At 75.1% G+C, this 22,781-nt stretch carries 19 protein-coding genes; 15 read left to right on the top strand and 4 right to left on the bottom strand.

Going from position 1 to position 22,781, the window contains the following annotated elements; all coding sequences use genetic code 11:
• Positions 1–62: 62 nt before the first annotated feature.
• Positions 63–1,577, top strand: a complete 1,515-nt coding sequence (locus ACFYVJ_RS11650) for an FAD-dependent monooxygenase (RefSeq protein WP_388889349.1) — start codon at positions 63–65, stop codon at positions 1,575–1,577.
• Positions 1,574–2,431, top strand: coding sequence for an alpha/beta hydrolase (locus ACFYVJ_RS11645; RefSeq protein WP_388889290.1), 858 nt, complete (start codon positions 1,574–1,576; stop codon positions 2,429–2,431). Before ACFYVJ_RS11650 ends, ACFYVJ_RS11645 begins: the two co-directional genes overlap by 4 nt.
• Before the next feature lie 63 nt (positions 2,432–2,494).
• On the opposite strand, the gene ACFYVJ_RS11640 is transcribed toward ACFYVJ_RS11645, so the two are convergent.
• Positions 2,495–3,364, bottom strand: coding sequence for a sigma-70 family RNA polymerase sigma factor (locus ACFYVJ_RS11640; RefSeq protein WP_388889288.1), 870 nt, complete (start codon positions 3,362–3,364; stop codon positions 2,495–2,497).
• A gap of 274 nt (positions 3,365–3,638) precedes the next feature.
• Here ACFYVJ_RS11640 and ACFYVJ_RS11635 point away from each other — a divergent pair, with 274 nt between their 5' ends.
• The 3 genes from ACFYVJ_RS11635 (at position 3,639) to ACFYVJ_RS11625 (ending at position 7,265) form a co-directional block, all read left to right on the top strand.
• Positions 3,639–5,819, top strand: a complete 2,181-nt coding sequence (locus ACFYVJ_RS11635; RefSeq protein ID WP_388889285.1) for an MMPL family transporter — start codon at positions 3,639–3,641, stop codon at positions 5,817–5,819.
• Positions 5,820–5,894: 75 nt separating this feature from the next.
• The gene (locus tag ACFYVJ_RS11630) at positions 5,895–6,668 is read left to right on the top strand and encodes an SDR family oxidoreductase (protein ID WP_388889282.1); all 774 of its coding nucleotides are present in this window, start codon (positions 5,895–5,897) and stop codon (positions 6,666–6,668) included.
• Between the two features lie 138 nt (positions 6,669–6,806).
• Entirely contained in the window at positions 6,807–7,265 is a 459-nt protein-coding gene (locus tag ACFYVJ_RS11625; protein WP_388889279.1) for a carboxymuconolactone decarboxylase family protein, read from the top strand.
• 121 nt (positions 7,266–7,386) lie between these two features.
• On the opposite strand, the gene ACFYVJ_RS11620 is transcribed toward ACFYVJ_RS11625, so the two are convergent.
• Both ACFYVJ_RS11620 and ACFYVJ_RS11615 read right to left on the bottom strand, forming a co-directional pair.
• On the bottom strand, positions 7,387–8,166 hold the full coding sequence (locus tag ACFYVJ_RS11620) for a gamma-glutamyl-gamma-aminobutyrate hydrolase family protein (protein ID WP_388889276.1): 780 nt from the start codon (positions 8,164–8,166) through the stop codon (positions 7,387–7,389).
• Between the two features lie 13 nt (positions 8,167–8,179).
• Positions 8,180–8,644 carry a VOC family protein gene (locus ACFYVJ_RS11615; RefSeq protein WP_388889273.1) on the bottom strand — a complete coding sequence of 155 codons (465 nt, stop codon included), beginning with the start codon at positions 8,642–8,644 and terminating at the stop codon, positions 8,180–8,182.
• 176 nt (positions 8,645–8,820) lie between these two features.
• On the opposite strand from ACFYVJ_RS11615, the gene ACFYVJ_RS11610 reads away from it, so the two are divergent.
• The 8 genes from ACFYVJ_RS11610 (at position 8,821) to ACFYVJ_RS11575 (ending at position 18,478) form a co-directional block, all read left to right on the top strand.
• On the top strand, positions 8,821–10,338 hold the full coding sequence (locus ACFYVJ_RS11610) for an FAD-dependent monooxygenase (protein ID WP_388889271.1): 1,518 nt from the start codon (positions 8,821–8,823) through the stop codon (positions 10,336–10,338).
• A 254-nt stretch (positions 10,339–10,592) separates the two neighbouring features.
• Positions 10,593–10,922, top strand: a complete 330-nt coding sequence (locus tag ACFYVJ_RS11605; protein WP_388889268.1) for a 4Fe-4S dicluster-binding protein — start codon at positions 10,593–10,595, stop codon at positions 10,920–10,922.
• A complete protein-coding gene (locus ACFYVJ_RS11600; RefSeq protein ID WP_388889266.1) occupies positions 10,919–12,886 on the top strand; it encodes a hypothetical protein in 1,968 nt (655 codons plus the stop codon). Before ACFYVJ_RS11605 ends, ACFYVJ_RS11600 begins: the two co-directional genes overlap by 4 nt.
• A complete protein-coding gene (locus ACFYVJ_RS11595) occupies positions 12,883–14,310 on the top strand; it encodes an amidase (protein WP_388889263.1) in 1,428 nt (475 codons plus the stop codon). Before ACFYVJ_RS11600 ends, ACFYVJ_RS11595 begins: the two co-directional genes overlap by 4 nt.
• A 3-nt stretch (positions 14,311–14,313) precedes the next feature.
• Positions 14,314–15,810 (top strand): glutamine synthetase family protein, encoded by a 1,497-nt coding sequence (locus ACFYVJ_RS11590; RefSeq protein ID WP_388889261.1) that lies wholly within the window; start codon positions 14,314–14,316, stop codon positions 15,808–15,810.
• A 58-nt stretch (positions 15,811–15,868) separates the two neighbouring features.
• A complete protein-coding gene (gene purB / locus ACFYVJ_RS11585) occupies positions 15,869–17,158 on the top strand; it encodes an adenylosuccinate lyase (protein ID WP_388889258.1) in 1,290 nt (429 codons plus the stop codon).
• The gene (locus ACFYVJ_RS11580; protein ID WP_388889255.1) at positions 17,142–17,546 is read left to right on the top strand and encodes a GNAT family N-acetyltransferase; all 405 of its coding nucleotides are present in this window, start codon (positions 17,142–17,144) and stop codon (positions 17,544–17,546) included. The genes purB and ACFYVJ_RS11580 overlap by 17 nt, the downstream gene beginning before the upstream one ends.
• A 68-nt stretch (positions 17,547–17,614) precedes the next feature.
• Positions 17,615–18,478, top strand: coding sequence for a response regulator transcription factor (locus tag ACFYVJ_RS11575; RefSeq protein WP_388889253.1), 864 nt, complete (start codon positions 17,615–17,617; stop codon positions 18,476–18,478).
• Between the two features lie 45 nt (positions 18,479–18,523).
• Here the strand turns inward: ACFYVJ_RS11575 and ACFYVJ_RS11570 are convergent, their stop codons facing one another.
• Positions 18,524–19,555, bottom strand: coding sequence for a ParB/RepB/Spo0J family partition protein (locus tag ACFYVJ_RS11570; RefSeq protein WP_388889250.1), 1,032 nt, complete (start codon positions 19,553–19,555; stop codon positions 18,524–18,526).
• A 231-nt stretch (positions 19,556–19,786) separates the two neighbouring features.
• Here ACFYVJ_RS11570 and ACFYVJ_RS11565 point away from each other — a divergent pair, with 231 nt between their 5' ends.
• Together ACFYVJ_RS11565 and ACFYVJ_RS11560 are read left to right on the top strand one after the other, a co-directional pair.
• The gene (locus ACFYVJ_RS11565; RefSeq protein ID WP_388889247.1) at positions 19,787–21,271 is read left to right on the top strand and encodes a multicopper oxidase family protein; all 1,485 of its coding nucleotides are present in this window, start codon (positions 19,787–19,789) and stop codon (positions 21,269–21,271) included.
• A gap of 3 nt (positions 21,272–21,274) precedes the next feature.
• Positions 21,275–22,723, top strand: a complete 1,449-nt coding sequence (locus ACFYVJ_RS11560) for an MFS transporter (RefSeq protein ID WP_388889244.1) — start codon at positions 21,275–21,277, stop codon at positions 22,721–22,723.
• Positions 22,724–22,781 lie beyond the last annotated feature (58 nt).

The following is a 22,781-nucleotide window of genomic DNA, read 5'->3' as shown; positions in this document are numbered from 1 at the left end:
GACACGAGAGGGACGACGTGGATACAGATGTGATCGTCGTCGGCGCCGGCCCGACCGGGCTGATGCTGGCGGGAGAGCTGCGGCTCGGCGGGGCCCGCGTGGTGGTGCTGGAGCGCCTCGCGCGGCCGACGGGACAGTCGCGCGGACTCGGCTTCACCGCGCGTGCGATGGAGACGTTCGACCAGCGCGGGCTGCTGCCCCGCTTCGGGCAGGGCGAGACGCTGGAGATCAGCCCGATGGGGCACTTCGGCGGCGTGCAGTTCGACTACACGGTGCTCGCTGACGGCCACTTCGGCGCCCGCGGCATCCCGCAGAACGAGACCGAGGCGGTGCTGGAGGAGTGGGCCGCGGAGCTGGGCGCGGACATCCGCCGCGGCACCGAACTGGTGGAGATCGCCGACGGGTTCCTCGACGGCGGCCACGTGGAGGTGGCCGTCGCCACGGCCGGCGGCGTGGAGCGGCTGCGCGCCGCGTACCTCGTCGGCTGCGACGGCGGCCAGAGCCGCACCCGCAAGTTCGCCGGGTTCGACTTCCCCGGACTGCCCGCGACCCGCACGATGTTCCTCGCCGACGTGCTCGGCTGCGACCTCAAGCCCCGCTTCCTCGGCGAGCGGCTGCCCAATGGCATGGTGATGGCGGCGCCGCTCCGCGAGGGCGTGGACCGCATCATCGTCTGCCCGCACGGCGCGCCCGCCCGCGACCGCGACGACGACGTCACCTTCGCCGAGGTGGCGCGCGCCTGGCAGCACATCACCGGCGAGGACATCAGCGGCGGCAGCGCCGACTGGGTCAGCTCGTTCAGCGACGCCACCCGGCAGGTCGGCGAGTACCGCAGGGGCCGGGTGCTGCTGGCGGGCGACGCCGCCCACATCCACCTGCCGGCCGGCGGCCAGGGTCTGAGCACCGGCGTGCAGGACGCGGCGAACCTCGGCTGGAAGCTGGCCGCGGAGATCCGCGGCGCGGCCCCCGCGGGGCTGCTCGACAGCTACCACGCGGAGCGGCACGCGGTCGGGCGGCGGCTGCTGATGAACACCCGGGCGCAGGGCATCGTGTTCCTCGGCGGGGAGCAGTCGGACCCGCTGCGGGAGCTGTTCACCGAGTTGATCGGCGGCTACGACGACGTCAAGCGGCACCTGGCCGGCATCGTGAGCCACCTCGACATCCGCTACGACCTCACCGCGGCGGACGGTGCGGACGGTTCGGGCGGTACGGAAGGCGCCGGCACCCCCGGCTCCGCCGCCCCGGCGCACCCGCTGCTCGGCCGGCGGATCGGCAAGCGCCCGCTGACCGGTGCCGGCGGCGACACCGACACCGTACGGCTGCTGCGCGGCGGCCGCGGCGTGCTGCTCGACCTCGCCGACGACGCCGCCCTCAGGGCCGCCGCGGCGCCCTGGGCGGACCGCGTCGACGTGGTGACCGCGGTCGCCAAGCCGCCCGAGGACGGCGACGACCTGCTCGCCGGCGCCGGCGCCGTGCTCGTCCGCCCCGACGGCTACGTGGCCTGGGTCGGCGGAGACAAGGAGAAGGATCCCGCGGCCGCCCTCGGCCGCTGGTTCGGCGCCGGCCGGAGCGCGTGACCACCGACCCGCGGCCCGTCGTCCTGGAGGCGGCCGGCACCCGGCTGTCGGCTCTGCTCAGCGAGCCGGCCGGGGACCGGCCGCCCCTGGCGACGGTCGTCGCCCTGCACGGCGGCGGCATGACGGCCTCGTACTTCGACGCCCGCGCCCGCCCCGGCCTGTCGCTGCTGGAGCTGGGCGCCACCCTCGGCTTCGCCGTGCTGGCCGTGGACCGCCCCGGCTACGGCCGCTCGGCGGCCGAACTGCCGGAGGGCGTCAGCCTGTCGCGGCAGACCCGGCTGCTGCGGGCCGCGCTCGCCGGCTTCGCCGGGCGGCACCCGACCGGCGCCGGGATGTTCCTGCTGGCGCACTCGTACGGCGGGAAGCTGGCCCTGTCGCTGGCCGCCGCGGCGGGCGCCGGGGACCGGCTGCTCGGCCTGGACGTCTCCGGCTGCGGCCACCGGTACGCGGCCCTGCCCGGCGCCCCCGCGGCGGCGGGCCCGTCGCGGCGCGACACCCTCCGGCACTGGGGACCGCTGCGGCTCTACCCGCCGGGCACCTTCCGCGCGGGCCGCGGCATGACGACGCCGATGCCGGGACGGGAGGCGGCCGGACTGCCGCGCTGGCCGCGGCTCTTCGCCCGGCTGGCGCCCCGGGTCCGGGTGCCGGTGCGGCTCACCTTCGCCGAGCACGAACGCTGGTGGCGGCACGGGGAGCCGGATCTCGCCGACCTGGCGGGCCGGTTCACCGCCAGCCCGCGCGTCCAGGTGGACCGGCAGCCGGGCGCGGGACACAACATCAGCCTCGGCTGGACGGCCCGCGCCTACCACCTGCGGGCGCTGGCGTTCCTCACGGAGTGCCTGGACCCTGCCTGACGGATCCCGCCCGGCCGCCCGGGCGCGCGGGGCGTCGTGCGCCGACGGGCCCCCTGCGGCCGGTCAGCCCGCGACCACCACGAGGTCGGGCGCGTCCAGTCGCTCCCGGTCCGCCACCAGGTCCATCGCCGTGATGACGTCGTCCTCGACGGTGAAGCGGAAGACCACCGCGGGCCGCCCGCCCGTCTCCCACACCGCGCCGGCCACGCCGTCGACGAGCGCGGCGCGGGCGAGCAGCGCCCGGCCGGAGAAGCTCTTCGCGACGTCGTGCGCGCCCCGTACGACCGCGGTGGCGCCGAGGGCCACGGACGCCCCGTCGGCGTTCATCACCACCTCGGGGGCGAGCAGGTGCAGCAGGCGGTCGAACTCGCCGCCGCGGGAGGCGGCGAGGAAGGCGTCCACGATCTCGCGCTGCCTGCGCAGGTCGGGCAGCGGCACCGCGCCCTGCACCCGGCGCCGGGCCCGGCTCGCCGACTGCCTCGCCGCGGCCGGGCTGCGGTCCACGATCGGGGCGATGTCGGCGAAGGGCACGGCGAACATGTCGTGCAGGACGAAGACCAGCCGCTCCACCGGGTCCAGCGTGTCGAGCACCACCAGCAGGGCGAGCCCCACCGAGTCGGCCACGACGGCGGCCTGTTCCGGGTCGGCGGCCTCGGTGTCCGCGGCCGCGGCCGGGGCGCGGAACTGCTCCTCCAGCATCTCCTCGCGGCGTGCGCGGGCGCGCAGCATGTCGAGGCAGACCCGGCCCACCACGGTGGTCAGCCAGCCGTCGAGGTTCTCCACCGCGTCCGGGTCGCTGCGGTGCAGCCGGATCCATGCCTCCTGGACCGCGTCCTCCGCCTCGCCCGCGGAGCCCAGCATGCGGTGGGCCACCGCGTGCAGCCGCGGCCGCTTCCGCTCGAACTGCCGCGCCAGCCACTCCCGCTCCGCCATGTGCCTCCTCCGTCCGGGCGCCGCCCGCGGGGCGTGCGCGCTGCACCTGTCACATCTTCACGGTGCGGTGCGTCATAGCAGTGACGATCCCCAGAGCAGGCGTGGCGGGAGCGGGGCACACCGACCCCCTGCCACGACCGCGGCGGACGGCGAGCCCGGGCCCGGCTCCGCCGTCCGCGGTCGATCCCTTCCACCCGAGCGGCGACGACGCGTCGTCGTTCCTTCCACCCCGGACGAGCCGCGGCATCGGCTCTCGACACCCGAGCGAGCGTGTATGGCAACCCACCAAGCGGCACCCGGTGAACGCGCCGGCCTGAACACCCGTTCCCGCCTGACTGCCCGGTACGCGGGGCTGGTCTCCGGCCGCCGGACGAAATGGGCCGTGCTCCTGCTCTGGCTGCTGCTCGTCGGCGTGGGCGGCTCGCTGGCGAGCAAGCTGGGCGACGTACAGGACAACGACCCCGCGACCTGGCTGCCCTCCAGCGCCCAGTCCACGCAGGCCGTGGAGCTGGCCGAGGAGCACTTCGCGGACAAGGACAGCAGCTCGGCCGTCGTGGTCTACGCCCGCGGCGACGGCCTGACGGACGCGGACCTCGGCAAGATCGACGCCGACCGGGCCGCGCTCGCCGGCGAGTCCGGCGTGGGCGAGGTGGCGGCGCCCGCGGTCTCGGAGGACGGCAAGGCCGCCTTCCTGACCGTGCCGCTGCGCACGCACCCGAGCGACAACAAGGTGCTGACCGACGGCGTGGACCAGACCCGGGCGACGGCCGAGGACGGCGCCGCCGAGGGGCTGGACGTCCGGATCGCCGGCGAGGCCGGCAACATCGCCGACTACGACGAGATCTACGCCGGCATGGACGGGGCGCTGCTCGGCGCCGCGCTGGCCGTCGTCACGATCCTGCTGCTCCTCACCTACCGCAGCCCCGTGCTCTGGCTGATCCCGCTGACCGCCGTCTTCCTCGCCAGCCAGGTGGCCAGCGGCGTCGTCTACGTCCTCGCCGAGCACGCGGGGCTCGTGGTCAACGGGCAGAGCGCGTACATCCTGCTCATCCTCTCGGTCGGCGTGGGCACCGACTACGCGCTGCTGCTCATCGCCCGCTACCGCGAGGAGCTGTACCGGCACGAGGACCGGCACGAGGCGATGGCCGTCGCCGTGCGCCGCTCCCTGCCCGCCATCGCCGCGTCCGCCGCGACCGTCGGGATCGCCACCCTCTGCCTCGTCTTCGGCAGCATGAACTCCACCCAGGGCCTCGGCCCGGTCGTGGCCATCGGCGTCGTCGTGGTCTTCCTCGCCATGACGTCGATGCTGCCCGCCCTGCTCGTGATCCTCGGCCGCTGGCCGTTCTGGCCCTACGTGCCGCGCCACGAGCCCGGCGCCGATGCCGCCGCGCCCGGCAGGGCCGGGGTGTGGACCCGGGTCGCCGGGCTCGTCGGGCGCCGGCCCCGGGCGGTGTGGGCGGTGGCCGCCGCCGCGCTCGCCGCGCTGGCCCTGGGGACGATGACCGTGGAGACCGGCCAGACCCAGGAGGAGCAGTTCACGAAGACCGTCGACTCCGTCGAGGGCCAGGAGCTGCTGGCGGCGCACTTCCCGGCCGGCTCGTCCGCGCCCGCGGAGGTCTACGTACGGGACGGCGGGGCGGGCGACGCCCTGCGGGCCGTGCAGGACGTCTCCGGCGTGCAGTCCGCCGAGTCCGCCGGATCCCGGGGCGGCTGGACCCGGGTCACCGCCGTCCTCGGCGACGCCCCGGACACCGCGGCCGCCAAGGACACGGTCGAGCGGATGCGCGACGCGCTCGACGGCGCGGGCGGCGAGGCCGCGGACGCGGTCGTCGGCGGCCGCACCGCCGTGCTGCTCGACACCGCCGATGCCCAGGCCGACGAGGAGATGCTGCTCATCCCGCTGATCCTCGCCGTGGTGCTGGTCATGCTCGTGCTGCTGCTGCGGGCCCTGGTCGCGCCGCTCGTGCTGCTGGCGTCCGTGGTGCTCTCGTACGCCGCCGCGGTCGGCGCCGCCGCGCTGCTCTTCCAGGCGCTCGGATACCCGCGCATCGACCGGGGCCTGCTGCTCTTCGGCTTCCTGTTCCTGGTCGCGCTGGGCGTCGACTACACGATCTTCCTGATGACCCGGGTGCGCGAGGAGGTGCGCGCCCGCGGGCACCGCGAGGGCGTCCTCGCCGGACTCACCGTCACCGGCGGGGTCGTCACCTCCGCCGGCGTCGTGCTGGCCGCGACGTTCTGCGTGCTGGCACTGGTCCCCACGGTGACGTCGCTCCAGCAGGGCCTGCTGGTGGCGGTCGGCGTACTGCTGGACACCTTCCTGGTCCGCAGCCTCCTCGTGCCCGCGCTGGCACTCCACATCGGCCCCCGCGTCTGGTGGCCGGGACGCCTCGAAGCCGCGGCGGAGCGGCCGGCCGGCGAACCGGTCAGCCCCGCCAGGGCCGACGTCGGCGTGTGACCACAGACCCCCTCCGGGCGCGGGAGCCGATTCCCCCGTCCGTCACCCCACCACCCACGGATGTGAGGACAACAGATGTCAGAGCCGATTCTGGTCACCGGCGGCACGGGCACACTCGGCCGCCAGGTGGTCTGGCGACTCCGGGACGCCGGGCGTGACGTGCGGGTCCTCAGCCGGCGCGCCCAGGAGGGCGCGGCGAAGGTCCCGGGCGTCGAGTACGTCCAGGGCGACCTGCTGAAGGACCAGGGCATCGCCGAGGCGCTCGACGGCGTACGCATCGTCATGCACTGCGCCAGCGACAAGAAGGGCGACGAGAAGGCGACCGCCAACCTGGTGCGTGCCGCCGGCGCCCTCCCGGAGCCGCCGCACCTGCTGTACGTCTCCATCGTCGGCGTCGACGACGTGACGTTCGGCTACTTCAAGTCCAAGCGGGACTCCGAGCGCGTGATCACCGACTCCGCGCTGCCGTGGACGATCATGCGCGCCACGCAGTTCTACGACCTGATCCTCAAGGGCGCCAAGTCCGGCGCCCGGTTCCCCGTGGTGCCGGTGCCCGCCGGCTTCCTGGTGCAGCCCATCGACCCGGACGAGGTCGCCGCCCGGCTGGTCGAGCTGGCGCTCGGGAAGCCGGCCGGGCGGGTCCCCGACATGGCCGGGCCCGAGGTGACCAGCGCCGCCGATCTGATCAAGCGCTACCTGCACGCCAACAGCCGGCGCAAGAAGGTGCTCCAGCTCTGGATGCCGGGGCTCGGCAAGATCAAGGCCGGCAAGCTCCTGGTGCAGGACGGCAAGGGCCAGGACGGGCGCAGGACCTGGGAGGAATTCCTCGCCGCCAAGGCGGGGGCGTAGCGGCAGGTGCGGCCGGCGGCCGGGTATGCGGGCATTCCTGTCACATGTCCAGGCCGCCGGACGTCATAGCTGTGGGTACGGGACGTGGGACGTCCCGGCCGGCAGCAACCCAGGCATCTTCGGAGGAGGAGAATTCCGATGGAATCGCGTATCAAGAATCCCGCAGTGATTCTTCCTGACGCCATGCAGCCCATTCAGGACGCTTTCAAGGCGGCATTCGGCGGCAGTGTGCCGAAGGCCACCCTCGATCTCGTCCATCTGCGGGCGAGTCAGATCAACGGCTGCAGCACCTGCGTGGATTCGGGTTCCCGCAACGCGCGCAAGAGCGGGGAGACCGACGAGCGGCTCGCCGCCGTCGCCGCCTGGCGGGAGGCGCCCTACTTCACGGACGCGGAGCGCGCCGCCCTGGCGCTGACCGAGGCGGCCACCCGGCTCGCCGACCGCAGCGACCCGGTGCCGGACGCGCTGTGGGACGAGGTCGCGGAGCACTACGACGAGAAGGGGCTCGCCGCGCTCGTCCTGATGATCGGTGTGACCAACCTGTTCAACCGGCTGAACGTCGCCACCCGCCAGGTGGCAGGCGCGTGGGGCGCCTGACGCAGGTTTCCCCATCCGGTCCCGGCCTCCGCGCACGACCCCCGTGGTGCGCGGGGGCCGGACGGCTGCTGCCGCCCGGCCCCGTGCCCCCCCGGACCGCGCCCGCCGGGCGCCCGGTCCTTCAGCCCGCCGCGCCCGCCCCGTCGCTGCCGCGGGCCCCGCGGGTTCCGCGGTGGTGCCGGGCGGCCTCCACGAGGGCGAGGAACGGGCGGTCGTCGTCGCTCTCCTCGGCGTGCCACTGCACCGTGACCCCGAAGGGGTGGTCCGGCACCTCCACGGCCTCGACGATCCCGTCCGCCACCGACCACGCCGTCGCCCGCAGGCCCTTGCCCAGCACGTCGACCACCTGGTGGTGGTGGCAGGGCACCGTGGCCGCGTCCGACCCGAAGACCTTCGCGATCCGGCTGCCGCCCTCCAGCGACACCCGCTGGTCCCCGTAGTCGCGCAGCCCGGGGGAGTGCCCGGTGTGCCCGATCAGGTCGGGAAGGTGCTGGTGGAGGGTGCCGCCGCGGAGCACGTTGAGCAGTTGCAGGGCGCGGCAGATGCCGAGGAACGGCACGTCCAGGCGCAGCGCCTCGGCGATGACCGCCAACTCCGCCTCGTCCCGTACCGGGTCGACCGACTTGGTCTCCGGGTGCCGCTCGGCGCCGTAGCGCGCGGGCTCCACGTCCGGGCCCGCGAGCAGCAGCAGGCCGTCGAGTCCCGCGACCGCGCTCGCGGCCTCCGGTAGCGGCGGCAGCACCACGGGCGTGCCGCCGGCCCGCGCGACGCGGTCGACGAACTGCTGCGGGGTGAAGGTGGCCCGCATGTCGAAGACGGCCACCTTGATGTCCGACGTGGCCGCGGTGATGCCGATGACGGGCCGCCCGGCGCCGTCGGGACGCTCGCTCGCTGTCGTCATGGGCCGGGCCACCCTACGCGCGGCCGTTCGGGGCGGACTCGGACAGGTTGATGCGCCACGACACCCCGAACCGGTCGTTCACCCACGCGAACCTGGCGCTGAAGCCGTACGTCCCGATCGGCATGATCACCTCGCCGCCCTCGGCGAGGGCCGCGAAGACCCGGTCGAACTCGGCGGCGGAGTCGCACTGGACGTACACGGCCGTGGCGGGCGTGAACGCGTACGAGTCCCAGGGCGCGTGGTCGTGCCCGCGGGCCGGCGGCCTGGGCATGTTGATGCACATGAACGCCTGGCCCGCGAGCGTGAATACGGCGTGCTGGAGCGTGCCCTCTTTCCAGCCGGCTTCCTCGGCGCCGGCGCGTATGACCCGTACCACCTCGGAATCGTCGAACAGCGACGTATAGAGTTCCACCGCCTCTTCCGCGTCCTCTTTGAATGCCAGAAAAGTCGTGAGCTTCTGCCGGGCATGTGCGGCCATGGACGGCTCCTCTTCTTGTCGGGCGCGCGTGGGAGTTCCCCTGCCGGGATCGCACGTTAACCCGCCGCCGCGGGCGTTCAACTGCTCAATTCGCCACTTGAACGAAGCGGTACAGGAGTCATGCTCTGGGCGGTGAAAGGCAGTGGCCTGCACAGGAACTCGGCTTGGAGGCAGTAATGACAGAAGTGGTGATCGCGGGCGCGGGGCCGGTCGGGCTCATGCTCGCGGGCGAACTGCGGCTGTGGGGCGTGGACGTCGTCGTGTACGAGCGGCTGGGCGAGCCCAGCGGCGAGTCCCGCGGGGTGGGCTTCACCCGCCGGGCGGCCGAGACCTTCGACCAGCGCGGGCTGATGGAGCGGCTGGGCGAGGTGGAGATCGGCACCCAGGGCCACTTCGGCGGCGTACGGATCGACTTCCACGCGCTCGACGACGTCCACTTCGGCACCCGCGGCGTGCCGCAGTACCGCATCGAGGACATGCTCGACGCGTGGGTGCGCTCCCTCGGCGGGCGGATCGAGCGCGGCCACGAGGTCACCGGCTTCCGGGAGACCGCGGACGGCATCGTGGTGGCGACCGAGGGGCCCGGGGGGCCGGCGGAGACCCACGCGCGGTACCTGGTCGGCTGCGACGGCGGGCGCAGCGTCGTCCGCAAGCTCGCCGGCATCGACTTCCCCGGCCTCGAGGCCACCCGGGGGATGTTCGTGGCGGACATCGCGGGCTGCGACATCCGGCCGCGGCCCATCGGCGAACGCGTCGAGGGCGGCATGGTGATGGCCATCAGCCTGGAGGACGGCGTGGACCGCATCATCATCCACCCCGACGGCCAGCCCCCGCACGACCACAGCACGGGCGAGGCGACGTTCCAGGAGGTCGCCGACTCCTGGGAGCGGCTGACCGGGCAGTCCGTCCACCACGGCGAGGTGCGCTGGGTGAGCGCCTTCACCAACACCACCCGGCAGGCCGCCGAGTACCGGCGCGGCCGGGTGCTGCTCTCCGGCGACTCCACCCACGTGCACGTCCCCGCGGGCGCGCAGGGGCTGAGCGTGGGCGTGCAGGACGCCGTCAACCTGGGCTGGAAGCTGGCCGGTACGGTCCTCGGCTGGGCGCCCGAGGGGCTGCTGGACACGTACCACGCGGAGCGGCACCCGGTCGGGCAGCGACTGCTGCGCAGCACGCTGGCGCAGTCGCAGCTCTACCTCACCGGACCCGAGATGGAGCCGATCCGGCAGGTGATGCGGGAGCTGGCGGCCATCCCCGCGGCGGCGACCGCGCTCGCCGGCATGGTCAGCGGCCTGGAGGTGAACTACGACGTGGGCGCCACCGGGCACCCGCTGCTCGGCGTCCGCCTGCGGCCCGACCTGAAGCTGGAACGGGCCGACGGCAGCCGCACCACCGCCGTGGAACTCCTGCACCCGGGCCGGGGCGTGCTGGTCGACACCGGGCCGTCCGGCCGGCACGCCGCGGCCGCCGCCGGGTGGGGGGACCGGGTGGACGTCGTCCGCGGCTCGTGGCAGCCCGGCGCCTGGGCGGAGAGCCGGCAGCTCGGCTCCGTCCTGGTCCGTCCCGACGGGTACGTCGCCTGGGCGGAGCCGGACGGCGGCGACCTCGCGGAGTCGCTGCGGCGCTGGTTCGGGGCCGCGGGCAGCTCCGCCGCGGAGCCGGCGCGGGCCGGCAGCGCGGGCGCGCACGGCTGAGGGACGGCCGCGCGCACGTACGCCCCGGGCCTCGTACGTCACCCCCCGGGCCCGGGGCGCCGGCGCGGAGTCCAGCGGACCACCAGCCGCGCTCATGGGGTGGTCGAGACCGTGCGGCGAGCATCGGCACCGCGGCACCCCGCGTGCCCCGTACCACTCTCAGATTCCCCCGGGCCGGCAGTGCCGCCGGCGACATCCGGACTGCGGAGCCTCCCGCCGCGGTCGCACCCCGCTGACTCGAAGGGTGACCACCCGTGAACGACGACAACGCACCGGCCGCCAACGCCGAGCGCACCGAGCGGATCGCCACGCGGTCCCGCGCCGCCAACTGGAAGAAGCCCCCGCGGCGTATCGAGACGTCGGAGTGCATCACCTGCGACAGTTGCCTGCGGAGCTGCCCCGAGGAGTTCGGCGCCATCTTCGACCGCGGCCTCGACGTCGTGATCGTCCCGGAGCTCTGCTCCGGCTGCCCCGTGTGCGTACTGGAGTGCCCGGTCGACTGCATCTACGTCGACGAGGACTGGGCGCCCACGGACGACTCCATGTGGAGCCACGTCGAGGTCACTCCGGTGAGCGCCCCGTGACCGCCCCCGCACCCCGCGACGGGTCGCGCGAGACGCGCCGGGCCGCCAACGCCCGCAAGCGCATCAGCCGCCGCCCCAGCCGCCTCGGCAGCCCGGCGGGCGCCACGCCCAAGCCCGACCGCGAACGGGAGCCGGGCGCCGGCTTCACCGGGCTGCTGGAGCGCGCCTGGGCACGGGCGCGGCAGGCCGGGGGACCGCGCGCCGCGGCCGGCGTCCTGCTCACCCTCGACGGACACGTGCCCGCCGAGGTGCAGTTGCGGGCGCTCGGCACGGTGGAGGAGGCCGCGTTCAAGGCGCTGTGGGGCCTCACCTGGCGTACCGGCGAGCCCGCCGCGGACCCGGCCGCCGACGCCGCGGCGGATGAAGAGGAGGGCGACGAGCCCGTCTTCACGGGCGAGTTGGCGCTCGCCCGCAGCGGCCGGGTGGCCGTACGGGCGCCCTCGCAGCCCCCGCTCCGCCAGCAGGACCTGGTCGGCGGCTCCCTGCGGGTGCCGTGGTCCGGCCGGGCCGTACGCGCGTACCGGCGCGAGCTGGCCGCCGCCACCGCCCGGCGCGCCGACGAGGTCGCGCACTGCCGCGCCTGGCTCGCGGAGCAGGGCGAGGCGGGCCGCGACGAACTGCTCGGCCTGGCCACGGAAGCGGCCCTGCGCACGGCGCCGTTCGTCCTCTACCAGGAGGAGAAGCAGTACACGAACTTCCGCGACCAGAACAACATCACCGGCAAGACCCTCTTCCCCGGACACCCCGACTGCGCGCTGAGCAGCCTCCGGGGCCTGCCGCTCGACCTCTGGTCGGCACACGACGTGCAGCTCCTGGTCTGCCTCGTCCTCCTCATCCGCTCGGCGGGGCCCGGCCGGGTCGAGGAGGCCAACGGCACGCAGCTCAGCCTCGACCACGTCGCGGCCATGCTGGAGCGGGTCAGGAGCGGCTACGCCGCCGCCCCCGGCGGCCCGTCCATTCCGAGTGCCGCGGCGCCGGACGTCGCCGCGCTCGACACGCTCGCCACGACGCTCGGCACCGTCCGCAAGGCGTTCCCCGGCCGGGTCCAGCTCTACCGCGAGATCCACGGCGCCCTCATGCACAAGACCGAACGCGTCGCCGCCCCGCCGGCGGCCCGGGCGCACCGCCACGAGCGGGACATCTGCGCCCGCCTCAGCGAGCGGCTGCCGCTCGCCGGCGGCACGTTCGAGGCGCTGGCGGACGCCGCCGCCGGGGCGCCGGAGTGGCTGGCACGGCCGCACGGCGCGTTCGGCAGCGGCCTGGAGTCGCTGGTGTACGAGACCGTCGCGGCGAGCGCCGACGTGTTCCGTACGGACTTCGCGATGAGCCGCGGCATGCGGTCGCTGCCCGCGCTCGTCGCGAGGCTGCGGGCGGAGAGCTGGGCGGAGATCTGCGGCTGGGACATCACCCGTTACTTCTGCTGCGTGGTGCCCGTGCCGGAGGCGCGCCGGCACTTCGGCGACTCCGCCACCGCGATGGCGGACGCGGCGTGGGCCATGTCCTCGCGGATGCAGTACAACTCCTGGCACTTCATCGCTGGCAACCTGCCGCCTACCGGAGAAGTCCTGGCCCGCGACCACTTCGTGCCGCCCACCATCCCCGACATCGCCTTCTTCTCCGACCAGCACCACCACGGCCACGTCACCAACAAGGTCCGCTTCTCCATCCGTTCGCCGCAGGCCGTGGAGGTCGCCGGGCGCCGGTTCAACGGGTTCGTGGACCTGCGGCTGCTGCGCTGCGACGGCACTCCCTTCGACGAGCAGGACCTGCTCGCCGCGCACCGGGTGTCCGGGCTCGTCGGCCGGGTGACCGGGCTCGCCGCGGAACTGGCCGCCGCCGGGGAGCCGGTGGAGGTCACGGCCTTCGACGCCGGCTGGCACCGGGCCGTCATCGCGGGGGCTCCGGCCGCCGAGCAGACCGCCGGGGCCGCCGGGGCCGCGGGCAGAGCGAACGGCCGCTCGTGACGGCGGGGCAGAGCGCGGGGTCCGCTCCGGGACCCGCCCGGCTCAGGGAGCTGCTGGCCGCCGGTGAACTCACCGCGGAGCGGCACGTACGGACCGTGCTGGAGGCCATCCGCGCCGACACCACCGGCGCGTACGTCGCCGTCGCAGGCGAGGGCGCGCTGCACGCGGCGCGGGAGGCGGACGCGCTGATCCGCGCGCGGGGCGCCGCCGCCTGGCTGGAGCGGCCCCTGCTCGGGGTGACGGTGTCCGTGAAGGACCTGCTGCAGACCGGCGACCTGCCCACCGGCCGCGGCTCGCTGCTCCCCAACACCCGCCCGCCCGAGGACACGCCCGCCGTGGCGCGGCTGCGCGCGGCCGGTGCGGTCGTCGTCGGCAAGACCGCCACGTCGGAGTACGGCTGGAGCGCGAGCACCGTCGGCCGCGTCGGCCCGCCCGTACGCAATCCGTACGACCCCCGGCGCACCGCGGGCGGCTCCAGCGGGGGCGCCGCCGCGGCGGTGGCGACGGGGCTGTGCGACGGGGCGCTCGGCACGGACGGCGCGGGCTCGGTCCGTATCCCCGCGGCGTTCTGCGGCGTCGTCGGCTACAAGCCCTCGTACGGCCGCATCCCCTACGTCCCCGGCAGCATCGAGCGGCTGTCCCACCAGGGCACGCTGGCCCGCCGCGTCGAGGACGCCGCCGCGCTGGCCGCCGTCGCGGCGGGACCGCACCCGCACGACCCGGACTCCGCCCTCGGCTCCCTCGAACCGGAGCGCTCCTCGCGCCGCCTGCGCGTCGGCTGGGTGGAGTACGAGCGGACGAGCGCCGGCGTCCGCGAGGTCACCGAACGGGCGCTGGCGGCGTTCGCGGGACGCGGGCACCGGGTGGAGCGGATCGAGGTCCGCTGCGCCGGGCTGTACCCGGCGCTGGTCGACATCCTCGCGGTCGCCGAGGCGGCCTCCACCGGACCGGAGGACGAGGAACTGTGCGACCCCGGCCGTCTGGAGGTGGTCCGCCACGGCCGCACCCTCAGCGGCACCGCGGTGATCCGCGCCGAGGAGGTGCGCCACGCGCTGCGCACGAAGCTGCGCTCGGTGATGGACCGCTACGACGTCCTGGCGATGGCCACCGTGCCGGTCGAGCCGTTCGACGCCGGGGCCATCGCGCCCGGGTGGGCCGCCGACCCGCGCGACCTGCTGTGGCTCGCCTGGTCCCCGGCCACCTACCCGTTCAACATGACCGGCCAGCCGGCCGTCTCGGTCCCGGCGGGTCTCACCCCCGCGGGACTGCCCGCCGGGGTACAGGTGGTCGGTCCCGTGGGCGCCGACGCGCTGGTGCTCGCGACCGCCGCGCGGCTGGAGACCGACCTCGGCGTGCTGCAGGACCCGTGGGCGGCGCAGCCGCCACCCGCACCCGCCGCCCTGCCCGTCGTCGAAAGGATCTGAGCCGTGTACTCCAGAAAGTGGCGCTCGCCGTCGGGCGAGGAGAGCGTGGGGCGGCCGTCGTTCGTCGCCGACCACGACCTGTGGACCGACGAGCAGCGCGCCGTCGCCGGCCGGATCGAGGCCGAGCTGGGCCAGCTCGAACTGGTCCGCCTCGTCTACGGCGACCCGCACGGGCTGGTCAGGTCCAAGACCCTGACCGTGCCGGCGTTCCGCTCCGTGCTCCGCCACGGCATGAACTTCAGCCCGGGGCCCTTCCTCTTCGACACCGGCCACGCCGTCGCCGTCGACTTCCTCGGCGACCCGGGCATCGGCGTCGAGGAGATCGCGGGTGCCGGGAACTTCATCCTGGTGCCCGATCCGCTGACGTTCCAGGTGCTGCCCGGCACCGAGCCGCGCACCGCCTGGGTCATCGGCGACGAGTACCTGCGCGAGGGCACCCCGCACCCGCTGTCGTCCCGCGCCGTGCTGCGCGCCGTGGAGCGGCGGTACGGGGCCCGCGGCCTCGAACCGCTCCTCGGGCTGGAGGCGGAGTGGTACCTCACCCGGCGGCTCGACGACGAGCCCGGCAACGAGGGCAACGGCTTCGGCACCCAGGGCCGGGCGCCGCGGGTCGCGGCCGTCAACGCGGGCTACCAGTTCAACCTGGACTTCCGCTACGACTCCGTCGCCGCCGTCGCCGATCCGCTGGCGCAGTGCCTCACCGCGCTCGGCCTGCCGCTGCGCTCGATGGAGCACGAGTCGGGACCCGGCCAGGTCGAGACGACCTTCGCGCCGATGTCGCCGCTCGACACCGCCGACGCCATGCTGCTGTTCCGCACGGTCACCAAGCGGCTCGCCGCCCGCCGCGGCTACCACGCCTCGTTCATGTCGCTGCCGAAGCTGCCCTCCTTCGACCCCAGCGGCTGGCATCTGCACCAGTCCGTACGGGAACCGGCCACCGGTCGCAACCTGTTCGGCGCCGAGGGGCTCTCCGGCGGGCTGTCCCCGGAGGGCAAGGCGTACACCGACGGGCTGCTGTCCTGGGCGCGGGAGCTGCTCCTGCTCTCGGTGCCCACCGTCAACGGCTACCGCCGCCTCGACTCCGCCCACACCCTGGCCCCGACCCGGATCGGGCTGAGCGTGGAGGACCGCACCGCGATGCTGCGGGTGGCCGGCGGCGGCGCCAACGCCCGGATCGAGAACCGCATGGGCGAGCCGTGCGCCAACCCGTACCTGAACATCGCGGCGCAGCTCTTCGCCGGACTCGACGGGCTGGAGGGCGGCACCGGCGGCCCGCCCGCGGACCCCGGCGCCGGGCTCGTGCCGCAGTCGCTGCGCGAGTCGTTCGAGGCGTTCCGCGCCGGCCGCGCCGGGCAGTTGCTCGGCGCACCGCTGACGGCCTGCCTGACGCGGCTGAAGGAGAGCGAACTCGACCGCTTCGAGACCTGGTGCGCGGCGACCGGCGCGCCGGCCGGCGAGGTCACCGACTGGGAGCAGCGCGAGTACTTCGAGGCGTACTGAATCCGGGGCGTACCGAATCCGAGGCGTACGACGAACGACGACGGGACGGGTGGCACAGATGATTCCCCGCTACACGCTGCCGGACATGGGGCGGCTCTTCTCCGATCAGGCACGGTACGAGACCTGGGTACGGGTCGAGATCCTCGCCTCCGAGGCGCAGGAGCGGCTCGGCCGCGTCCCCGCCGGGGTGGTCGACGACATGCGCGGGGCGCCGGTGCCCGCCGCCGCGAGGGTCGCGGAGCTGGAGCGCGAGCGCGACCACGAGGTGCTCTCCTTCCTCGCCGCCTACTGCGAGGGCCTGCCCGACGCCTCGGCCCGCTGGGTGCACCTCGGCATGACCAGCTACGACCTGGTGGACACCGCCCTCGGCCACACCCTGGCCACCGCCTGCGACCTGCTCACCGGGGCCGCCCGGGAGCTGCGGCGCACGCTGGTCGGCCGGGCGCTGGAGCACTGGGACACGGTGATGATCGGCCGCACCCACGGGGTGCACGCCGAGCCCACCACCTTCGGGCACAAGCTGGCCGGCTTCGCGTTCGGCGTCGACCGGTCGCTGCGCCGGCTCGCGGCGGCGCGCGACGCGGTGGCGGTCGGCACGGTCTCGGGCTCCGTCGGTACGTACGCGCTCATCGACCCGGCGGTGGAGGCGCACGTCTGCGCGGCCCTCGGGCTCGGCGTCGAGGACTGCCCCAGCCAGGTCGTCGCCCGCGACCGGCACGCCCAGTTGCTCCAGGCCGTCGCCGCCCTCGGCGCCTGCGTGGAGCAACTCGCCCTGGAGCTGCGGCTGCTCCAGCGCACCGAGGTCGCGGAGGTGGAGGAGGGCAGGTCCGCGGCGTACCAGGGCTCCAGCGCCATGCCGCACAAGCGCAACCCGACCACCAGCGAGCGGCTGTGCGGCCTCGCGCGGCTGCTGCGCGGCCACGCCACCGCGGCGCTGGAGAACGTCCCGCTGTGGCACGAGCGGGACCTCGCCCACCAGTCGGTCGAGCGGGTGATCCTGCCCGACAGCCTGACCGTGGCGCACTTCCAGGCGACGAAGGCCGCCGAACTCGTCGCCTCGCTGCGGGTGCACCCCGAGCGGATGCGCGCCCACATCGACCAGACCGCGGGACTCGTGCACAGCTCCGCGGTCCTCGCCGGACTGCTGACCGACGACGGCGCGGAGCGCGAGCGCGCGTACCGCGCCGTGCAGCGGGCCGCCGACCGTACGGTGGCCACCGGGGAGCACTTCGGCGCCACCCTCGCCGGCGAGGGCATCACCGCCGGCGACCTGCGCCCGGAGCGCTTCCTGACCCGGCACGACGTGATCCGCGACCGATTGGAGAAGCTCGGTGCACTGGAAGACTGAACGCGCCGCAGGCGCCTCGCTGGACCTCGACGAAGTACTGGCGGTCTACCGGGACTCGGGGCTCGGCGAGCGGCGGCCGGTCGACGACCGGGAGCGGATGGCCACGATGGTGCGCGAGGCCAACCTCGTGGTCGTCGCGCGCGACGAGGGCGGCGCGCTCATCGGCCTCGCGCGCAGCGTCTCCGACTTCGCCTACGTCACGTACCTCTCCGACATCGCCGTCGTCCGCGCCCACCAGCGCGCGGGCGTGGGCCGCGCGCTTATCGACGCCACCGTGGCGGAGGCCCCGGCGGCCAAGCTCGTCCTGCTGTCCGCGCCCGCCGCCCGGGACTACTACCCGCACATCGGCTTCACCCGGCACGACTCCGCATGGGTGCGCAGCACGTAACCACCGCGTGCGGCGCCGCGGCCCGCGGCCCGTCCGCCCACCTGCCGAGCACACCACACGGGGGAGGCATGACCCAGATGACGTCGCAGGTGCTGCCCGGCCTGCGCCCGCCGGTGACCGGGACCACCGCGCCCGAGGTCCCGCCGGACGCCGGGACCCCGATCACGGCAGCCACGGCAGCCACGGCAGCCACGGCAGCCACGGCAGCCACGGCAGCCACGGCGGCCGCGGGGGCGGGCGCCGGGGGAGCGGCGCCGGCCGCGGGGCCCGCGGGCCGGCGCATCCTGGTGGTCGACGGTGACCCCGCCACGGGCGAGTCGCTGATGGCCCAGCTCCGCCGCTACGGCCACGAGCCGGTGGGGGCCGAGCGGGGCGGCGCCGCGCTGCGGGCGCACCAGGACACGGAGATGGTGCTCCTCGACCTCGAACTCCCCGACCTCGACGGCCTGGAGGTGTGCCGGGGCATCCGCGCGGTGAGCCATGTGCCGATCATCATCGTCACCGGCCGGGAGTCCGAACTCGACTGCGTGCTCGGCCTCCAGGCCGGCGCGGACGACTACGTCACCAAGCCGTACGGGATGCGCGAGCTGATGGCCCGTATCGAGGCCGTGCTGCGCCGCTCCCGGCCGCCGCAGCCCGCGGCCGGCCGGCACCTCAGGCACGGCTCGCTGCACATCGACGTGGCCTCCCGCCGGGTCACCGTCGGCGGTACGGAAGTCGCGCTCACCCGCAAGGAGTTCGACCTGCTCTGCCTGCTCGCCTCCCACCCGGACACGGTGATCCCGCGCAAGCAGCTCCTGCAGCGGGTTTGGGGCGACTCGTGGTCGCGGCGCACCGTCGACACGCACGTCAGCAGCCTGCGCGGCAAGCTCGGCGGCAGCGGCTGGGTCGTGACCGTCCGGGGGGTGGGGTTCAAGCTGGGCCACGCGTGACGGCACGCGCCGGGCGGCGCGTGCCGTGGGGGCCCGCGGGGGCGGTCAGCGCACGGCGCCGACCGCCCCCGCCGGTCGTCCCGCGCCCAGTTCGCCCGCCAGGTCGCGCCACAGCCCCGCGTAGCCCCGCAGCAGCTCGGCCAACTGCTCCTTGCAGTGCGGCGGCAGGTTCACGGTGATCTTCTCGCGGTCCCGCGCGATGAGGTGGCAGGCGTCGAGCATGCGCAGGACCGTACGGCCCGTCTCCGTCATCCGCAGCGAGGGGTCGCGGCACAGCGAGTCGAAGATGACGAAGAGTTCCCCCGGCGACAGCGCGGGGACGGGCGGCGGCGCCGGCTCGCGGGCCGGCCGCTGGGCCGCGGGCTCCTCCCGCTGCCCCACCGGTACGGGGTCGTCGCCGCGGCGCAGCCGGTCCCGTACGTCGGCGACGGTGGCCGGCGAGATCCCGGCGCGCCGGGCGATCGACCGCAGCGACGCTTCCGGCTCCTCGCCCAGCAGCTTCGCCGCCAGCTCCCGGCCCGGCGCGGAACGGAACGGCCTGCGCCTGCCGTCGAGCCCGATCCGCGGCGCGTCGTGCGCCTGCCCCCGGGCGCGGCCGCGGATCTCGGCGACCGTCCGCGCGGACAGCCCGGCGACGGCCGCCACCGAGCGGTCCGACCACTGCGGCCGGGCGGTCAGGATGCGCAGCGCCGAGGCGATGCGGTCGTCCCGCGACAGGGGCAGCCCCTGGGCCACGTTCATCGCGACGGCCAGCAGCCGCGCGTCGCTCTCCGAGCCGTCGAAGAAGCGCACGCCGATGGACGCGGCACCGTTGAGCCGGGCGGCCCGCAGCCGGTGCCGGCCGTCGATCACGGCCATCCGCCCGCGGTGCACCAGGATCGGCGGCAGCTCCGCCTCCACCTCGGAGAGCGCCAGCGCGTAGCCGGCGTCCACGCCCGCGGCGCGCGGGCTGAACGTGACCACCAGACTGGCGACGGGCACCCTTTCGACCGGCAGGTCGCGGACCGCCTCGCGGAGCGCGAGCAGGGTGTCGGAGCCGCCCGCCCGCTCGGCGCGCACGATCTGGTTGATGAGCACAGACTCCTCCAGTGGCAGTCGGGGTCCGGCGGCGCGGCCCGTGCACGACGACGGAACCGCTGTCTCGACTCGAAGGCTCCCAGGGCGATCTGACGGCCCGCTGACACGGGGCTGACACGGCGCCGGGGCCCTGCCCGGGACCGGCCGCCGCGCGACCCGTACGCGAGTCGGCCCTGCTGGACTGCCGCTGCTCCCGGTCCGGGGAACGCACGTCCAGAGCTGGAGGAGACCATGGTCACCCGCCGCAGGGCCCTCGCCGTCGGCGTCGCAGCCGGGAGCACCGCGCTCACGGGCGCGGGGCTGCTCCCGCTCGCGAACGCGGCGCACCGGGCCGCGCCCGACGCCCCTGACACCGCGACCGCCGGCACCCCCTCCGCCGGGGCCGCGCCCGCGGCGGTCGCGAAGTTCGCCGTCCCGATGCCGGTCCCGCCCGTCCTCGCGCCCACGTACACCGTCGGCAGGGCATCCGTCTACCACGTCACGATGAAGAAGGTGCGGAAGGAGATCCTGCCGGGCCTGCCCACCGACGTCCTCACCTACAACGGCCACTTCCCCGGACCGACCATCCGGGCCCGCCGCGGCGGGCCCGTCGTCATCAGGCAGCGCAACACCCTCGACATGCCGACGGCCGTCCACCTGCACGGCGCCGCCGTGCACCCGGTCAACGACGGCCACCCCATGGACACCATCGCCCCCGGCGCCGAGCGGCTGTACTTCTATCCCAACCAGCAGCCGCACGCCCCGCTCTGGTACCACGACCACGCGCACCACATGGAGGCCGAGCACGTCTACCGCGGTCTGTCCGGCTCCTACCTGCTGACCGACGACACCGAGTCCGCGCTGCCGCTGCCCGGCGGGCAGTACGAGGTCGTCATCGCCGTGCGCGACGCCCGCTTCGACGACACCGGCGGGCTCGTCTACGCGATGGGCGACCGCGCCCGCAACACCCTGCTGGCCAACGGCGCCCCGTACCCGTACTTCCGGGTCGCCGCCCGCAAGTACCGGCTGCGGCTGCTCAACAGCGCCAACGTGCGCTCCTTCGACCTGCGGCTCGCCGACGGCGGCACCTTCCAGCAGATCGGCTCCGACGGCGGCCTGCTCACCGCGCCGTACACCACCGACAGGGTGTTCCTCTCCGCGGGCGAACGCGCCGACGTCGTCGTGGACTTCTCCCGCTACCCCGTCGGCAGCAGCGTCGTGCTGCGCAACGCCGTCGGCCCCGGCACCCCCGAGCAGACCGGCGAGGTGCTGCGCTTCGACATCGTGCGCACCGCCGCCGACCCCAGCTCCGTGCCCGCCCGGCTGCGCACCCTGCCCGACCGCCCCGAGCCCACCGCGGGCCGCACCGTCGACCTCAGCATGACGGAGGACGGCAGCACCCCGCCCGCCGCGTACATCGACGGGAAGGTCTACGACCCGGGGCGGGTGGACGCCGCCGTCACCCACGGCGCCCACGAGGTGTGGACCGTCACCAACTCCAACCGCGTCGCCGCGCACAACTTCCACCTGCACCTGGTGCAGTTCCGGGTGCTGGAGCGCGGCGGGCGGCCGCCGTCGCCGGCCGAGTCGGGGCTGAAGGACACCGTGTTCCTCGCCCCCGGCGAGACGGTCAGGCTCCAGGCGTCCTTCGACACCTACCGCGGCGAATTCCCGTACCACTGCCACATGCTCGACCACTCCGCCATGGGCATGATGGCGACGATGAGGATCGGCTAGGCCGTGGCCGCCACGACGGACCGCGCCGCGCCCGGACCGCGGGCCCGCCTCCGGGCCGGCATCCGCGTCACGCTGCTGCCGCTGCTCCTCGCGCTGCTGCTGTCGTCCCTGGACACCATGGTGATCGGCACCGCCATGCCGACGATCGTCGGGGACCTGGGCGGCGCCGGGCAGTTGGCGTGGACGGTCACCGCGTACACGCTCGCCGCCGCCGCGACGACCGCCGTGTGGGGCAAGCTCGGCGACCTGCACGGCCACCGCGGGGTGCTGCTGGCCGCGCTGGGCGTGTTCGCCGCCGGCTCCGCGCTCTGCGCGGCCGCCCAGGACATGGGCCAGCTCATCGCGTTCCGCGGCCTCCAGGGCCTGGGGGCGGGCGGCATCGCGGTGGGCGCGATGTCCGTGCTCGGCGAGCTGGTGCCCCCGCGCGAACGCGCCCGCTACGCGGGCATGATCACCAGCGTGCTCGCGGTGTCGATGATCGGCGGCCCGCCCGTCGGCGGCCTCGTCACCGACCACCTCGGCTGGCGCTGGGTCTTCCTGCTCAACCTGCCGCTCGCGGCCCTGGCCATGGGCCTCGCCGTCCTGCTGATCCGGGTGCCGGCGCGGCCGCCGCGGGCAGCCGCGCCCGTACGCGCCGACTACGCCGGGGCCGCCCTGCTGGCCGCCGGGGTCACCGCCTTGGTCCTGGCCACCACCTGGGGCGGCGGCGCGTACGCCTGGGGCTCGCCGGTGGTCCTCGGCCTGGCCGGGGGCGCGGTCGTGGCGCTCGCGGGCTTCCTCGCCGCCGAGCGCCGGGCAGCGGAACCGGTGCTGCCGCTGCGCCTGTTCCGTATCCGCAACTTCGCGCTGATGTCGGTGCTCGCCTTCCTCACCGGTTTCGTCATGTTCGGCGCCGTGCTCTACCTGCCGCTCTACCAGCAGGCGGCGCAGGGCCTGTCCGCCACCGGGTCCGGACTCCTGCTGCTGCCGATGCTCGCCACCCTGCTGCTCGTCTCCCAGCTCTCCGGCAGGTACACGGCGCGCACCGGGAGCTACCGGTCCGCGCAGGTGGCGGGCGGCGCCTTCATGCTGGCCGGCACCCTCCTGCTCACCCGGCTCGGCACCGGCACCTCCCGGCTGACCACGGGCGTGTTCATGGCGGTGCTCGGCGTCGGCATGGGCTTCCTGACCCAGATCGTCGTCACCGTCGCACAGAGCAGCGTCCACGTACGGGAGATGGGCGCCGCCTCGTCGGCCGTCACCCTCTGCCGCACGCTGGGCAGTTCCCTCGGGGTCGCCGTCATGGGCGCGCTCTCCGGCGGTCTCGGCGAGCACGGCACGCCCGCCGCCGCGGCGGCCGCGGAGGGCGTGCGGTCGGCCTTCTGGGCGGCGGTCGCCGCGGCCGCGCTCACGCTGCTCGCCGCGCTGTGCGTACGCGAAGTGCCGCTCGGCGGCGCCGGGCCGAAGAGGTGAAGGGGACCGCCGATACGTACGGCAGCCGCGGATTGTGACACCCCGGCAGGACCGGACT

The organism is Streptomyces sp. NPDC004134, assembly GCF_042874195.1.
Taxonomy (GTDB): domain Bacteria; phylum Actinomycetota; class Actinomycetes; order Streptomycetales; family Streptomycetaceae; genus Streptomyces.
This window is presented reverse-complemented; position numbering and strand designations above follow the sequence as displayed.

What these genes read in the sequence shown, in the direction of transcription:
- ACFYVJ_RS11630 (WP_388889282.1), top strand. Translation starts at nt 5,895, where the DNA reads ATGTCAGAGCCGATTCTGGTCACCGGCGGCACGGGCACACTCGGCCGC.
- ACFYVJ_RS11625 (WP_388889279.1), top strand. Translation starts at nt 6,807, where the DNA reads ATGGAATCGCGTATCAAGAATCCCGCAGTGATTCTTCCTGACGCCATG.
- ACFYVJ_RS11650 (WP_388889349.1), top strand. Translation starts at nt 63, where the DNA reads ATGCTGGCGGGAGAGCTGCGGCTCGGCGGGGCCCGCGTGGTGGTGCTG.
- purB (WP_388889258.1), top strand. Translation starts at nt 15,869, where the DNA reads ATGATTCCCCGCTACACGCTGCCGGACATGGGGCGGCTCTTCTCCGAT.
- ACFYVJ_RS11640 (WP_388889288.1), bottom strand. Translation starts at nt 3,364, where the DNA reads ATGGCGGAGCGGGAGTGGCTGGCGCGGCAGTTCGAGCGGAAGCGGCCG.
- ACFYVJ_RS11575 (WP_388889253.1), top strand. Translation starts at nt 17,615, where the DNA reads ATGACCCAGATGACGTCGCAGGTGCTGCCCGGCCTGCGCCCGCCGGTG.
- ACFYVJ_RS11565 (WP_388889247.1), top strand. Translation starts at nt 19,787, where the DNA reads ATGGTCACCCGCCGCAGGGCCCTCGCCGTCGGCGTCGCAGCCGGGAGC.
- ACFYVJ_RS11635 (WP_388889285.1), top strand. Translation starts at nt 3,639, where the DNA reads ATGGCAACCCACCAAGCGGCACCCGGTGAACGCGCCGGCCTGAACACC.
- ACFYVJ_RS11620 (WP_388889276.1), bottom strand. Translation starts at nt 8,166, where the DNA reads ATGACGACAGCGAGCGAGCGTCCCGACGGCGCCGGGCGGCCCGTCATC.
- ACFYVJ_RS11610 (WP_388889271.1), top strand. Translation starts at nt 8,821, where the DNA reads ATGACAGAAGTGGTGATCGCGGGCGCGGGGCCGGTCGGGCTCATGCTC.
- ACFYVJ_RS11615 (WP_388889273.1), bottom strand. Translation starts at nt 8,644, where the DNA reads ATGGCCGCACATGCCCGGCAGAAGCTCACGACTTTTCTGGCATTCAAA.